Below are 14,646 nucleotides of genomic sequence, written 5' to 3'. Positions count from 1 at the left end.
CCGGCCCCGATCCCTCTTAACCGTCTCGGACCGACAGAATGAGGTGCGCTTTCCGAGAACGGGCCGACAGGAATGTTCGACAAGGTACTGGTCGCGAACCGCGGCGAGATCGCCGTCCGCGTGATGCGTGCCTGTGAGGAGCTGGGCGTCGAGACGGTCGCCGTCTACAGCGACGCGGACAGACACGCCGGCCACGTTCGCTACGCCGACGAGGCGTACAACGTGGGTCCGGCCCGCGCGGCCGACTCCTACCTCGACGGCGAGGCGGTCGTGGACGCCGCGCGCGCGGCCGACGCCGACGCGATCCACCCCGGCTACGGCTTCCTCGCCGAGAACGCCGACTTCGCGGCGCGCGTCGAGGCGGCCGACGGGGTGACCTGGATCGGCCCCTCGAGCGACGCGATGGAGCGGCTCGGCGAGAAGACGCACGCCCGGCGAGCGATGGCCGACGCGGACGTACCGATCGTCCCGGGGACGACGGAGCCCGTCACCGACGCCGAGGCCGTCCGCGAGTTCGGCGCGGAACACGGCTATCCGGTCGCGATCAAGGCCGAGGGCGGCGGCGGCGGCCGCGGAATGAAGATCGTCGAGGCGGCGGCGGAGGCCGAGGAGGCCCTCGAGTCGGCCAAACGCGAGGGCGAGGCGTACTTCTCGAACGACTCCGTCTACCTCGAGCGGTACCTCGAGACGCCGCGGCACGTCGAGGTCCAGGTCGTCGCGGACGACGCCGGCGTCGTCCACCTCGGGGAGCGCGACTGCTCGCTCCAGCGCCGCCACCAGAAGGTGATAGAGGAGGGCCCCTCCCCCGCGCTCTCCGACGAGCTCCGCGCGCGGATCGGCGAGGCGGCCCGCCGCGGCGTCGCCGCCGCCGACTACGCCAACGCCGGGACCGTCGAGTTCCTCGTCGAGGAGGACCCCGACCGCGACCCGGACGACCCGCTCGGCCCCGAGACGCCCTTCTACTTCCTCGAGGTCAACACCCGTATACAGGTCGAACACACGGTGACGGAGGCGTTGACGGGAATCGACATCGTGAAAGAACAGCTCCGGGTCGCGAGCGGCGAGGGGCTCTCGATCGAACAGGACGACGTCGAGCTCTCGGGCCACGCCGTCGAGTTCCGGATCAACGCCGAGAACGCCGCCGAGGAGTTCCAGCCCGCGAGCGAGGGTCGGCTCGACACCTACGACCCGCCGGGCGGGATCGGCGTCCGCGTCGACGACGCGCTGCGGCAGGGCGACGAGCTCGTCACCGACTACGACTCGATGATCGCGAAGCTGATCGTGTGGGGGAACGACCGCGAGGAGTGTCTCGTCCGTTCGCGGCGCGCGCTCGCCGAGTACGACCTGGAGGGCGTCGTCACGATCGTCCCGTTCCACCGGCTCATGCTCTCCGACGACCGGTTCCTCGCGGGCACGCACACGACGAAGTACCTCGACGAGGAGGTCGATCCGGACCGGATCGCCGACGCACAGGAGCGGTGGGGGACGGCGTCGGGATCCTCGAGCGACGACGAGGACGGCGACGTGGAGGTGACCCAACGGGAGTTCACCGTCGAAGTGAACGGCAAGCGGTTCCAGGTCGACCTCGAGGAGCGCGGCGCGCCGGCGATCCCGACGTCCGCGGGCGGGTCCGGTGGACCCGGCGGCGGCCGCCGAGAGCGACCCCCGCAGGCGACCGACGCGGGCGACGACGACTCCGGCGGCGTCGACGTCGCGGAGGGCGGCGAGGCGGTGAAAGCGGAGATGCAGGGGACGATCCTCTCGGTCGACGTCGCGGAGGGCGACGAGGTCGCCGCCGGCGACGTGGTCTGCGTCCTCGAGGCGATGAAGATGGAGAACGACGTGGTCGCCGATCGCGGCGGCACCGTCGCGAGCGTTCACGTCGCGGAGGGTGACAGCGCCGACATGGGCGACGTGCTGGTCGTCCTCGAGTGATCGGTAGGCGGTGACTCGCGTGGCGGCGGGGGACGGCTCGACGATCGACGTGTCGCTCGCCGCCACGCGGACGACCTTTTATATCCCGTAGGGCCACAGTACGGATCGAGCCGGGAATGACCGATCGATCACGCGAGGAGACGGACCTACGGCGGTACGAGACCGTCCTGGAATCGCTCGAGGACGGCGTTTACGCCGTCGACCCGGACGGGATCATCGTCTACGTCAACGACCGGTACGCCGAGATGAAGAACACCGGTCGCGAGGAACTCCTCGGGACCCACATCTACGAGTGGGCAACCGACGAAGCGGCGAGGAAGGCGCGTCGGGCACGCGAGACGGTCGACGCGGGCGACCGCGACGTCGGGGTGATCGAGTACGACTTTCAGACCGCCGACGGCGAGACGTTCCCCGTGGAGATGCGGTTCGCCCGGGTCCCCGAGGACGACGGCATCGACCGCGTCGGCGTCATCCGCGACATCACCGACCGGAAACGGAACGAGGAGGAACTCCGGCGGAAGAACGAGCGGCTCGACGAGTTCGCGAGCATCGTCTCACACGACCTTCGGAACCCGCTCAACGTCGCGACCGGGCGGCTCGAACTCCTCCGCGAGGAGTGTGACTCATCACAGATCGACGACATCGAGCGCGCACACGACCGAATGCGGTCGCTCGTCGACGACCTCCTGACGCTGGCGCGGGCGGGCGACGAGCTGGACGAGGCGGAGCGGGTCGAACTCGCCGCGATCGCCCGAGCGGCCTGGCGGAACGTCGCGACCCGGGACGCGACGCTGCGAGTCGACGGCGACCTCGCGTTTTCGGCCGACGAGAGCCGGCTCGAGGGACTCCTGGAGAACCTGATCCGAAACGCGATCGAACACGGTGGCGACGAGGTGACCGTCACCGTGGGCGCTCTCGCCGACGGCGGGTTCTACCTCGAGGACGACGGCCCGGGGATCCCGGAGGACCATCGCGAGGCGGTCTTCGAGAGCGGCTACACCACCGTGGAGGGAGGCACCGGCTTCGGCCTGAGCATCGTCGAACAGGTCGCCGAGGCGCACGGCTGGGGGGTTCACGTGACCGAAGGAACCGGGGGCGGTGCACGCTTCGAGGTCCGGGGCGTCGAGCCCGCGGAGTGAATCGGCGGCCGGCGGAGGGGGAACGGTCCGCGGCGGCTCCCGGCGATCGCCCCCGCGGTAGCAATCCTGAATAGGGGTCCCCTCGATCGACGGACGTGAAACGGATCCAACTCGGGAACACCGTCTTCGAGGGCGAGAACGACGCCTACCTCATCGAGGCGGACCGGACGACGCTCGTGGACACCGCCGTCGCGGTCCCGTCGGTGCGCGCGGACCTGCGGGAGGGGCTCGCGGAACACGGCGTCGAGTTCGCCGACGTCGACGCGGTGGTACTCACACACTGGCATCCCGACCACGCCGGACTGGCCGGCGAGATCCAGGCGGAAGGCGACGCGACGGTGTACGTCCACGAGGCGGACGCCCCGCTCGTCGACGGCCGGGAACGGCCCTTTGCGACGGATCCGGCAGCCCAGCGCGAGACGTTCGAGCGCTGGGGAATGCCGGCGGACGCGCGCGAGCGGCTGACGGCGTTCTTCGAGCGGGAGGGAACCGACATCTACGGCCGCGAGGCCGACGTGACGCCGATCGTCGACGGCGAGACGATCGACCTCGGCGGGGTGGAACTGGAGTCGGTCCACCTGCCCGGACACACCGCGGGGCTCTGCGCGTTCGCGTTCGACCCGCGGACGGTTCCGGGACACGAACCCGTCCGCGAGGTCAGCGGAGGCGGCGGTCGAGACGACGGCACGGACGCCGGCGACGCGAGGTCGCCGACGGAGGCGTTCACCGGAGACGCGCTGCTCCCACGGTACACGCCGAACGTCGGCGGGGCGGACGTCCGGGTCGAGGAGCCGCTCGCCGCCTACGCCGGTAGCCTCGTGCGTATGGTCGAGCGGGACTGGGACGCCGCGCACCCCGGCCACCGCGAGCGGATCGACGAGCCGAGCCGGCGGGCCGCGGAGATCCTCGACCACCACCGCGACCGCACCCGGCGGGTGCTCGACGTCCTGGAGTCCGGACCGGCCACCGCCTGGGAGGTGTCGGCGGCGTTGTTCGGCGACCTCGAGGAGATCCACACGCTTCACGGCCCCGGGGAGGCGTTCGCGCACCTCGATCACCTCGAGCGCGCGGGCGTTCTCGAGCGCGACGGGGTCGCCTACCGCCTCCTCGATCCGGACCCGGTCGTGGCCGATCTGTTCCCGACGACGGCGCTCGACGCGGCGAGTCGGTGACCCGATCGCCCGGCTGACCCCTCCCCTCCGCCGACCTGGAGGCCCGCCGCCCTCGCCGAAAGCTATTCCCGCGCGAGCGCGCATCTACCGTCGTGAAGCGGGAGACTCTCTCGACCGCCCTCCTCGCCCTCCTCGCGGTCGTCGCCCTCGGCATCGCGGCCGCGACGCTGGACTCCGCGGTCGCCGTCGACGGAGGCGGCGGGTTCAGCGGCGGCGTCGAGGGCGGCGCCGGCCCGAACGACGACCCCGGCGAGGTCAGCCCCTCGGAGACGTCGGGCGGGCCGACGGTCCTGGCGCTGCCGCCGATCTGTTATCCCGTCCTCCGGAGCCCGTCGGCGCTGTTGCTCCTCGCGGCGGGCCTGCTCGTGATCGGCGCGCTCGCGTATCGCGATACCGGATCCCGGTTCGCCGCGGCCGTCGTCGCGGGCACCGTCGGGTTCCCAGTCGGCGTGGTGTGGTACGGCCTCTCGAGCTGCCGTGATCCCGTGACGCCCGGCGAGCTCGACCTCGGGCTCGCGGGCGAGGAGGAGGGATTGCTCCCGGCGGGCGGCGGCGGGGGATCGGGGCTCGCCGGCGGCTCCGGGAACGTCTCGACGCCCGAGGCGGTGTTTCTCGCCGTCGTCGTCCTCGCGATCCTCGTCAGCCTCCTCGTGTTGGTGGCGGCCGCCGGCGACGACGAGACGCCTCCCGGGAGCCGCGGACCCGCGGAGCCCGAACCCGACCCGACGGATCCGGACCTCGCAGAGCTCGCACGGACCGCGGGGAAGGCGGCCGATCGGATCGAGAGCGACGCCGGCGAAAACGGGGTGTACCGGGCGTGGCGCGAGATGACCGAGGCGCTCGAGATCGACCGTCCCGCCTCCGCGACGCCGACGGAGTTCGCGGCCGCCGCGGTCGAGGCCGGCGTCGACGAGGAGCCCGTCTCGGAGCTCACCGACGTCTTCGAGCAGGTTCGGTACGGCGGGGCGGACCCGACCGATGACCGGGAGAGACGGGCCGCGGCCGCGCTCCGCCGCATCGAGGCTGAACACGGGGGTGAGCCGTAGTGCGACCGCTCGCGGCCGTCGGGATCGCGGCGGTCGCCGCCGGCTTCCTCGTCGCCGTCGATCGGGGGATCGCGAGCACGCTCGACTTCTCGTGGGTCGTCGTCACGCTGGTCGGCCTGCTCGGCGTCCTCCAGGGCGTCCGGTACGCGAGCGCGCGCCGCGGTCGAGAGCGACGATCGACCGACCTCGGCGAGCCCGAGCGACGGGAGCGGGCGGCGGTCCCCGGTGCCGACTTCGACGCGACGGTCGCTCGCGCGGCGTCCGTCCGTCGGCGTCGCGGCCGCACCGTCCGTGACGACGTGCGGTCGCGGGTGCGGGCGGCCGCGGTCCGGACGGTCGTCCGGGAGCGGAACTGCTCGCGCGAGCGCGCCGTCGAACTCGTCGAGGAGGGAACCTGGACCGACGACCGCACCGCCGCGGCGTTCCTCTCGCGGTCGGCCGCCTACCCGCTCCGTGATCAGATCCGGGGCGGGTTGCCCGGGAGGTCGACGTTCCGGATCGGCGTGACCGCCGCCGTCGACGCCCTCGAACGGGCGACGACCGGGATCGACGCCAACGGAGAGCGAGTCGACGGGCGGAACGAAACCGGCGACGGACGGAGCGAAACCGGCGGCGGGCGGAGCGAAACCGGCGGCGGAACGGGGAGGAGCCGATGATGGCGGCCGAACGGGACCGAGTCGATCCGACGACGACCACGGCGACGGAACCGAACGGGGACGTCGGAGACGATGGCGATCCCACGTCGACCGATGACGGCACGAGCTCCGCCGCCACCGACCGTGGGGACGGCGGGGACGGCGCCCCCGACCGCGACTCGCCGACCGAACGCCGGGCGCTTCGCGCGTTCGACACGGGGCGGTGGGTCGGGGTCACGGGCGTCGCGCTCACGCTGGTCGGGATCGGCATCGCGCTCAGGCAGCCGGGAACCGTCCTCGTCGGGGCCGCGGCGGTCGGGTACGGGTTGTACGCACGCCTCGGCGAGGCGGACGAGGCCGAACTCGCGGTCGAGCGCGAGGTGAGCGACCGGACGCCGGACCCCGGCGACGCCGTGACGGTGACGGTGCGTGCACGAAACGTCGGCGACGCGCCGTGTTTCGACCTGCGGCTCGTCGACGGGGTGCCGCCCGGACTCGAGGTCGTCGACGGTCCCGCGCGGGTCGCCACCGCGCTCCGTTCGGGCGCGAGCGTGACGTTCTCGTACGCGGTCCGCGCGAGCCGCGGGGACCACGAGTGGGGGACGACACGGGCCGTGGTCCGCAACGCCGCCGGCTCCCGCGAGCGCCTGACGGAGCTCGAGACGCCGACCCGACTGACGTGTACCCCGGAGCTGGCCGCGGGAGGCGAGCTCCCGCTTCGGGGATTGACGACGGTTTCACACGGCCGCGTCCCGACCGACGTGGGCGGGTCCGGCGTCGAGTTCTACGCCACCCGCGAGTACCGCCGGGGCGACCCGCTCAAGCGGGTCGACTGGAACCGGCGGGCGCGGACCGGCGAGCTGGCGACGCTGGAGCTCCGCGAGGAGCGGGCCGCGACGGTCGTCCTGCTCGTCGACGCCCGCGAGCCGGCGTACGTCGCCGAGAGGCCCGATGCCGACACCGCGGTGGAGGCGAGCGTCGAGGCCGCGGGGGCCGTGTTCACCGCGCTGCTGGCCGGCGGCGACCGGGTCGGGATCGCGGCCATGTCGCCGCTCGACTGCTGGCTGCCGCCGGGCGCGGGAACCGACCACGCCGTGCGAGGTCGCGAGACGCTCGCGACGGACCCCGCGCTCGCGCCGACGCCGTCCGAGGACCGGTTCTACCGAACCCTGTGGCGCCGTCGGTTCCGACGGCGGCTTCCGGGCGACGCCCAGGTCCTGTTCTTCACCCCGCTCGTCGACGACGTCGCCGTCGACACCGCGCGCCGGCTCGACGCGTACGGCCATCTCGTCACCGTCCTCTCGCCGGACCCGACCGCGTCGTCGTCGCGGTCGACGGCCACGCCCGGTCGCAGGCTGGCCGCGGTCGAGCGCCGGGAGCGGATCCGGACGCTGCGGGGCGCGGGGATCCGCGTGGTCGAGTGGGGTGACCGATCGTTCGCGGCGGCGGTCGCGGGCGCGAACGGACGGTGGTCGCGATGAGCGCGAACGGGAGCCGCGGGATCGAACCGGGCGGGGAGCGTGGACCGGAGACGAGCGAGAGCCGCGGTTCCGGGGCGGAGGAGGGCCACGAGCGCGACACGCGTCCGCCGCTCCTCGCGGTCGTGACGAGCCTCGTCGCCGCGACGGTCGCGACGGCCGCCGCGCTCGTCGCCGCGCCGACCGGCGGCGCGGTCGTCGGGGCGTCGATCGTCTGTCTCGCGGTCGGCTCGCTTCTCGGGTCCGCGCGCGTCCTGTCGTGGGGGGCCGCCGCGGGGATCGGCGGGATCGCGCTCGCGGCGGAGTTCGGCGGCGGCGCGGAGCCGCTCCTCGCCGCCGGCGTGGCGCTCGCGGTCGCGTGGGACGTCGCCGACCACGGTCTCTCGATCGGTCGCCAGGTGGGAAGGGAGGCCCGAACCCGCCGAAACGTGGCGGTCCACGCCGGCACGTCCCTGCTCGTGGGAACGCTCTCCGCCGTGGTCGTCTACGGGACGTACGTCGTCGCGGCCGGCGGACAGCCGATCGCCGCGCTCGCGCTGTTGTGCTTCGGCGGGGTCGTCCTGGCGTCGGCGTTCCGGTGAGCGGGACGGAGCGACGGCCGACCGCGACGACCTCGGATCGGCGTCGCTTTTGTACCGGGCGGCCGACGAGCGGGCATGGACACCGACGCGACCGCGCCGACGGGGTGGTCGGCGTGACGGACCTCGTGACGTTCGGCGAGACGATGCTCAGGCTCTCCCCGCCCCGGGGGGAGCGACTGGAGCGGACCCGCGAGCTCGACGTCCAGGCCGGCGGCGCGGAGAGCAACGTCGCGGTCGGCGCGGCGCGGCTCGGTGCCGACGCGGTCTGGTTCTCGAAGCTCCCGGAGTCGCCGCTCAGCCGCCGGATCGTGAGCGAGCTCCGGAGCCACGGCGTCCGCACCGGCGTGGCGTGGGCCGCCGCCGACGCCAGCCGCGTCGGGACCTACTACCTCGAACACGGCGGCGAGCCGCGGGGAACGGACGTGATCTACGACCGCGCGGACGCCGCGATCACGACGGTCGAGCCCGCGGAGCTGCCGACGGCCGCGCTGGAGTCGGCCGACTACTTCCACACGACGGGGATCACGCCGGCCCTCTCGGAGACGGCCCGGGAGACGACGCGATCGCTGTTGCGGACGGCGGGCGAGGCCGGCGTCACCCGGACGTTCGACCTGAACTACCGCTCGAAGCTGTGGGACCCCAAAACCGCCCGGAAGGCCTACGAGGCGCTGTTCACGGACGTCGACGTGCTGTTCGTTCCACAGCGGGACGCCCACGAGGTGCTCGAGCGCGAGGGCGACGCGGTCGAGATCGCCCACGGCCTCGCCTCCGAGCACGATCTCGAGTGCGTGGTCGTCACCCGCGGAACCGGCGGCGCGCTCGCGCTCCGGGACGGGTCGGTCCACGAGCAGGGCGTCTTCGAGGCGGAGACGTTCGACGCGATCGGCACCGGCGACGCGTTCGTCGCCGGCTTCCTCGCCGAGCGGATCGACGGCGGCGACGTGCCCGCGGCCCTCGAACGCGCGGCCGCGACCGCGGCGCTCAAACGCACCGTCGGCGGCGACATCGCGGTCGTGACGCCCGAGGAGGTCGACCGCGTCATCGAGGGCGACGCCGGGATCGACCGATAAGAGTGGCAGGCAGGAGCGATCGGGAGAAACGACCGGAAAGAAGACCAGAAAGAACGACCGGCACCGCCGCCGACCGTTCCGACCGCTTTATAATCGCTCCGCGATCCGGATCGCACAATGACCGACGACGATCGACGGGACGAGCTGATCGCGGCATTGCGAGCGGCCGACGCCGTGAAGTTCGGCGAGTTCGAGCTCTCACACGGCGGCACGAGCGACTACTACGTCGACAAGTACCTCTTCGAGACCGACCCCGACTGTCTGGGGCGGATCGCGGACGCGTTCGCCGACCGGCTCGCCGACACGGACGCGAAGCTGGCGGGCGTCGCGCTCGGCGCGGTCCCGCTCGTGGCGGTGACTGCCGAGAAGCTCGGACGACCCTACGTCATCGCGCGCAAGCAGGCCAAGGAGTACGGCACCGGCAACCGGATCGAGGGGCGACTCGACGCGGGCGAGGAGGTCGTCGTCCTGGAGGACATCGCGACGACGGGGCAGTCCGCCGTCGACGCGGTCGAGGCGCTCCGCGAGGCGGGTGCGACCGTGAACCGCGTCCTCGTCGTCGTCGACCGCGAGGAGGGCGCGGCGGAGCTGCTGGCCGACCACGACGTGGAACTGGAGTCGCTGTTGACGGCGTCAGAGCTGCTCGCGGACCGCGACGCCGAGTGAGTTCGGGCGGGGTTCGACCCTGCCGGACCGGCCTCACGCCTCCGGCGACTCCACCGTCGGGACCGCGACGCGGTCGAGCGCGTCGGCGATCACGTCGGCCTTCGACACGTCGTTGACGGTCGCGTCCGGCGTCAACACGAGCCGATGCGCGAGCGTCGGCTCCGCGACGCGTTTCACGTCGTCGGGAGTGAGAAAGTCCCGGCCGGCGACGGTCGCGTTCGCGCGGGCGGCCTCGAAGAGTCGCTGGGTCCCGCGAGGGGAGACGCCCACCTCGACGCGACGGTCCTCGCGGGTCCGGTGGACGACGGACGCCATGTACGCGAGGAGGTCGTCGTCGACGCGGACCGTCTCGGGGACCGTCCGGAGGTCGGTCACGTCCGCGGGATCGAGCACGCGCTCGACCGTCGGGCTCCGGTCGGTGCGGCCGGCCCGCCGGCGGAGGATCTCCACCTCGCCGACCTCGTCGGGGTAGCCGAGCGACGTCTTGATCATGAACCGGTCGAGCTGCGCCTCCGGAAGCGGGAACGCGCCCTCGCTCTCGACGGGGTTCTGCGTCGCGATGACGTAGAAGGGCGTCGGGAGGTCGTGGGTCTCGCCGTCGACGGTGACCTGACCCTCCTCCATCGCCTCCAGTAGGGCCGCCTGCGTCTTCGGCGGGGCGCGGTTGATCTCGTCGGCGAGCACGACGTTCGCGAAGATCGGCCCCGGCGAGAAGGTGAAGGTGCCGTCCCGCTCGTCGAAGACGTTCGTGCCGGTCACGTCGGAGGGGAGGAGGTCCGGCGTGAACTGGATCCGCGAGAACTCCAAGCCGAGCGCGGTCGCGAACGACCGTGCCGAGAGGGTCTTTCCGGTTCCGGGCACATCCTCCAGGAGCACGTGGCCGCGGGCGATGATCCCGAGCGTGACCCGTTCGAGGAACTCTCGGTCGGCGACGACCGCGGACCCGATCTCGTCGATCACGCGGGCACAGGCGTCGGCCGCGTCGGGGACGTCCATACCACCGCCAGCGGGGGAGACGACAAAAGGGTTGTCCGAGGTCGAAGCGATCCCATCTCTCGGACACGAGCCGGGACGAAACGGCCGGTCACCGAAGAGCGCGTCTCCGTCGGATCCGCGCGTCCGACCACCAGTACTTCCTTGGTCTCGAGGGACGTGTGTCAGTACCGACCCATGACGGAGTACGAGTGTCCGACCTGTGGACGGGACGATTTCTCGCGTGAGGTGGACGTGAAGGCACACCATACGCTGGCCCATGGAGAGAGCCTCGTCGAAAGGGACGACCCGGCCAGATGTCCGCTCTGTGGAGAAACGTTCGCGAGCGTCCCCGGAATGCGCGCACACCACAAGGTCGTTCATGCCGAGAGCATCTCCGAATCACGATCACTCACGAGATCGGTTCGTCAGCGGGTGATCGAGCGCGACGAACACACGTGCCAGCGATGCGGCATCGATGTCTCCGAACGGGGAACCGACGGACCGAACTTCGAGATCCACCATCTGATCCCGTTCGCGGCCGGCGGACCGAACCATCCGAAGAACCTCGTCACGCTCTGTCTCGACTGCCACAGCAAAGCCCACAAGGAGGTTCGAGAGATAGCGACGGAGCGACCGGAGATACTCGAGGGGCTCCGTTCGATCGTTTGTGGATCATCGACGTCCGACCGAGCGAACCACGATCGAAACCCATAACATCGCAACCGTCGAACCCGGAGACGAGCCGAGGTAGCCTAGCCTGGCCAAGGCGGTAGATTCGAAATCTACTGTCCATTCGGACACCGGAGTTCAAATCTCCGCCTCGGCGCTTTCTCTCGACCCTCACGTCGACGGCGACGCGTCTCGCCGTCGACGTGTCACGGTCGTTTTCGTCCACGATCGCAGGACGGGTTCCCGATCAGAGCGGATTCCCGAGCGACGCCTGTTCGCGGTCGGCGTCGCCGCGGAGCCGGCGGCGGCGCTTGTCGTAGGCCGCCTCGAGCTTGGCGTTCGTCGCCCGCGAGACCAGATAGAGGTCGGCGACGTCGCCGTCTCGGGGGTGAGCGGCGGCCACCCAGACGTGGCCGTCGCCCGTCGAGAGGTCGTCGGCCCACCGCTCGGCGGCGGCGCGGCTCTCGAACGCGTGGCGGGAGCCGTCCTCGAAGACGAGCCGCCCCACCTTCGCGTTGCGCTTGCGCGCGGACGGTTTGACCGCGACGACGACGCTCACGACCGATACTGGGGGCTCATCGATTAAAAACCCCGTCAGACGAGAGGGAGCGGCGAGCGACCGCGGCGATCGAAAGGAATCACACCCCCTGCCCCCATAACGACCGGCATGATCGAGCCCGAGTGGTACGAGGACGCGACGATCTACTCGTTCGACGTGAAGACGTTCGACGACTCGGACGGCGACGGGTGGGGCGACTTCCAGGGGGCGATCGACCGGCTGGCGTACCTCGACGACCTGGGCGTCGACGCCGTCTGGATCCGCCCGTTCTACCCGAGCCCGCTGCGGGACAACGGCTACGACGTCGCCGACTACTACGCGGTCGACGAGCGGCTGGGGACGCTCGGGGACTTTCGAGAGTTCGCCGAGCGCGCACACGAACGCGGGATCCGCGTGCTCACCGACCTCGTCTTCAACCACACCTCGGACGAACACGAGTGGTTCCGGCGTGCCCGCGAGGACCCCGAGTCGGAGTACCACGACTACTACTGCTGGACGAGCCACCTCGAGGACGCCCACCACCGCGGCAACATCTTCCCCGAGTACGAGGACGGCGTCTGGTCGTACGACGACGTCGCCGGGAAACACTACTTCCACCAGTTCTACGGCCACCAACCGGACCTCAACGTGGCGAACCCGGCCGTCCGCGAGGAGCTGTACGACGTGCTCCGCTTCTGGCTCGACCAGGGCGCGGACGGCTTCCGGATCGACGCCGCCCACCCCATGTTGATGCCCAAGGGGCATAACGCGACGACGCTCGAGGACACCGAGCTCGACGAGCCCATCGACCTCTTCAAGCGGATGCGCGAGGTCGTCGAGGCCGAGCAGTCCGACGCCGTCCTGCTGGCCGAGGCCGACGACGAGCCCGCGAACCTCGACTACTACTTCGGCGACGGCGAGGCGTTCCACCTCCAGTTCAACTTCGTGATGAACGCCCACCTCACGTACGCGGTCGGGGTGCGGGACGCGTGGCCGCTCTACCGAGCCCACGAGATCCTCCCCGAGATAGGCGGGGTCGGCGGCTGGGTGAACTTCCTGCGGAACCACGACGAGTGGAACCTGCTGAAGCTGCCCGAGGAGGCGTTCGAACACGCCCGCGAGTACTTCGGCGACGACGCGGGCGACTCGTGGATCTTCGAACGGGGCCACCGGCTCCGGCTCGCGGACCTGTACGACGGCGACCCCGACCGGATCGCGTTGGCTCACAGCCTGCTCTTCTCGCTTCCCGGCTCCGTCGCGCTCCAGTCGGGCGACGAGATCGGCATGGGCGCGGACCTCTCGTTGCCGGAGCGGGAGGCGGTCCGCACGCCGATGCAGTGGGACGACTCGGAGAACGGCGGCTTCTCGACGGCCGATCCGGCGGACTGTTACAACCCGGTCGTCGACGAGGGGCCGTACGCGTACGACCGGGTGAACGTCGCGGCCCAGCGCGACGATCCCGACTCGCTCCTCTCGCGGGTCCGCGAGCTCTCACGCGCCCGCGACCGCTGCCCGGAGATAGCTCGCGGCGACTTCCGGATCGTCGACGCCGAACCCAAGGAGGTGTGGGCGCACCGCTTCGACCACGAGGGGGAGGTCCTGTTGTGTGTCCACAACTTCGCCGCGGAGCCCCGCGACGCCGTCTTCGGGTTCGACGTTGAACCCGCGGCAGCCGAACGCGTCGTCGGAGGCGGGAGCTATCGCGTCGTGGACGGCGGCGTCACGGTCACGCTGGACGCACACGAGTACGTCTGGCTGCGCGGCGAGAAGCGGTAAGCCGGGGACCCGTTCGAGGGATCGAGCGTCAGACGACCGTCCGTACGCCTCGGAAGTCATCCGGGGGCGGTCAGTATAGGGCGCAAGTCTCACACCGGGTGCACTCTGATTTGACTCTGCTATATGAGTGCACTAATCCGAGTTATTATAGATGTCGTTAATTAATCCAAATATAGTCTCAATTTGCTCATCAACTTCTGCTGGGTCTGCCGTCTGTAGTTTAAGAGTAAAACTGTTATCTGATACTGATAGATCATCGTCTTCTAATCCCAATTCTACATATTCCTTGCTTTCAGTTATTTTCGTGAGGCGATCTGGTAATTGGGGTTCTTTTTGTTTTGGTGGAGCGGTTCCTGGAGGAGAAGGGGTTACAGCTTGGCTTCGCATATAATCTCGTCCTTTATCATGTAATCCACTTGTTGAGAATACAGTGGTGCCATGGAAGTCTGCACGAAGGATTTTCCGAATGAAATTTCTCCAACCACTTTCCTCTTTAACACGAACCATATAAATAGAGAATTCATAATGAGTGTCATTTACGGTTGCGTCTTCAGGGATGCGGAAAATAACATCAGAAGTAACGTACCGATTTCTTATTAGCTCTTCACGGTCTCTCCGACTATCTATTTGAGCCCATCTCCAAATTAAGAATGAGAATCCGGCCGCAGCAATTAGCAGTCCAAATCTAATCACCTCAATCCAAGGAATAGATGGGGGTATCACAGATTAGTATTGAAATCCACATAATATAGGGATTTCTGGCTTTGTTGGAATCCTTAGCAATTGATATTTTTGTACCCTCAATCGCTCAGTACAGACGAAGCAACGAGCGATCGCCTGAGCGGTGGCGCGCCTCCGAGTGCCCGAGAGGGCACGAGGAGCCCGCGAGGGACGCCACGAGCGCGTGAAACGCGCGAGTGGCGAGGCTGGGGAGGCGTGAGGTGCGGTGCTGTGCGGGTTGTGGAG

The 14,646-nt window shown here is 69.9% G+C and carries 14 protein-coding genes and 1 tRNA gene; 12 read left to right on the top strand and 3 right to left on the bottom strand.

Features of this window, described 5'->3' with window-relative positions; translation table 11 throughout:
* Positions 1-72: 72 nt before the first annotated feature.
* From OKW78_RS10750 to pyrE, 9 genes are all read left to right on the top strand, one after another.
* Positions 73-1,935: an acetyl-CoA carboxylase biotin carboxylase subunit gene (locus OKW78_RS10750; protein WP_281195158.1), complete on the top strand. Its 1,863-nt coding sequence runs from the start codon at positions 73-75 to the stop codon at positions 1,933-1,935.
* A 116-nt stretch (positions 1,936-2,051) separates the two neighbouring features.
* Complete coding sequence (locus OKW78_RS10745; protein WP_281195157.1) at positions 2,052-3,074, top strand: nitrogen regulation protein NR(II); 1,023 nt, start codon at positions 2,052-2,054, stop codon at positions 3,072-3,074.
* Positions 3,075-3,169: 95 nt separating this feature from the next.
* Positions 3,170-4,246 (top strand): MBL fold metallo-hydrolase, encoded by a 1,077-nt coding sequence (locus OKW78_RS10740; RefSeq protein ID WP_281195156.1) that lies wholly within the window; start codon positions 3,170-3,172, stop codon positions 4,244-4,246.
* A 92-nt stretch (positions 4,247-4,338) separates the two neighbouring features.
* Positions 4,339-5,292 carry a DUF4129 domain-containing protein gene (locus OKW78_RS10735; protein WP_281195155.1) on the top strand — a complete coding sequence of 318 codons (954 nt, stop codon included), beginning with the start codon at positions 4,339-4,341 and terminating at the stop codon, positions 5,290-5,292.
* The gene (locus tag OKW78_RS10730) at positions 5,292-5,948 is read left to right on the top strand and encodes a hypothetical protein (RefSeq protein ID WP_281195154.1); all 657 of its coding nucleotides are present in this window, start codon (positions 5,292-5,294) and stop codon (positions 5,946-5,948) included. Before OKW78_RS10735 ends, OKW78_RS10730 begins: the two co-directional genes overlap by 1 nt.
* Positions 5,948-7,408 (top strand): DUF58 domain-containing protein, encoded by a 1,461-nt coding sequence (locus OKW78_RS10725; RefSeq protein WP_281195153.1) that lies wholly within the window; start codon positions 5,948-5,950, stop codon positions 7,406-7,408. The genes OKW78_RS10730 and OKW78_RS10725 overlap by 1 nt, the downstream gene beginning before the upstream one ends.
* The gene (locus OKW78_RS10720; protein ID WP_281195152.1) at positions 7,405-7,986 is read left to right on the top strand and encodes a hypothetical protein; all 582 of its coding nucleotides are present in this window, start codon (positions 7,405-7,407) and stop codon (positions 7,984-7,986) included. Before OKW78_RS10725 ends, OKW78_RS10720 begins: the two co-directional genes overlap by 4 nt.
* Positions 7,987-8,090: 104 nt before the next feature.
* A complete protein-coding gene (gene kdgK1 / locus OKW78_RS10715; protein WP_281195211.1) occupies positions 8,091-9,056 on the top strand; it encodes a bifunctional 2-dehydro-3-deoxygluconokinase/2-dehydro-3-deoxygalactonokinase in 966 nt (321 codons plus the stop codon).
* Between the two features lie 117 nt (positions 9,057-9,173).
* Entirely contained in the window at positions 9,174-9,722 is a 549-nt protein-coding gene (gene pyrE / locus OKW78_RS10710; protein ID WP_281195151.1) for an orotate phosphoribosyltransferase, read from the top strand.
* 33 nt (positions 9,723-9,755) lie between these two features.
* On the opposite strand, the gene OKW78_RS10705 is transcribed toward pyrE, so the two are convergent.
* Positions 9,756-10,718, bottom strand: a complete 963-nt coding sequence (locus tag OKW78_RS10705) for a MoxR family ATPase (RefSeq protein ID WP_281195150.1) — start codon at positions 10,716-10,718, stop codon at positions 9,756-9,758.
* A 231-nt stretch (positions 10,719-10,949) separates the two neighbouring features.
* Between OKW78_RS10705 and OKW78_RS10700 the strand changes: the two genes are divergently transcribed.
* Both OKW78_RS10700 and OKW78_RS10695 read left to right on the top strand, forming a co-directional pair.
* Positions 10,950-11,411, top strand: a complete 462-nt coding sequence (locus OKW78_RS10700; protein WP_281195149.1) for an HNH endonuclease — start codon at positions 10,950-10,952, stop codon at positions 11,409-11,411.
* Between the two features lie 27 nt (positions 11,412-11,438).
* Positions 11,439-11,523 (top strand) — tRNA-Ser (locus tag OKW78_RS10695).
* 90 nt (positions 11,524-11,613) lie between these two features.
* Here the strand turns inward: OKW78_RS10695 and OKW78_RS10690 are convergent.
* Positions 11,614-11,925 carry a hypothetical protein gene (locus tag OKW78_RS10690; RefSeq protein WP_122106544.1) on the bottom strand — a complete coding sequence of 104 codons (312 nt, stop codon included), beginning with the start codon at positions 11,923-11,925 and terminating at the stop codon, positions 11,614-11,616.
* A 108-nt stretch (positions 11,926-12,033) separates the two neighbouring features.
* Between OKW78_RS10690 and OKW78_RS10685 the strand changes: the two genes are divergently transcribed.
* Positions 12,034-13,680 (top strand): alpha-amylase family protein, encoded by a 1,647-nt coding sequence (locus tag OKW78_RS10685; protein WP_281195148.1) that lies wholly within the window; start codon positions 12,034-12,036, stop codon positions 13,678-13,680.
* Between the two features lie 132 nt (positions 13,681-13,812).
* On the opposite strand, the gene OKW78_RS10680 is transcribed toward OKW78_RS10685, so the two are convergent.
* Positions 13,813-14,403 (bottom strand): hypothetical protein, encoded by a 591-nt coding sequence (locus OKW78_RS10680; RefSeq protein WP_281195147.1) that lies wholly within the window; start codon positions 14,401-14,403, stop codon positions 13,813-13,815.
* Positions 14,404-14,646: the final 243 nt, after the last annotated feature.

The organism is Halorubrum sp. F4 (assembly GCF_027257195.1).
Taxonomy (GTDB): Archaea; Halobacteriota; Halobacteria; order Halobacteriales; family Haloferacaceae; genus Halorubrum.
The sequence above is the reverse complement of the archived record's forward strand: the minus strand, read 5'-3'. Positions and strand labels throughout refer to the sequence as shown.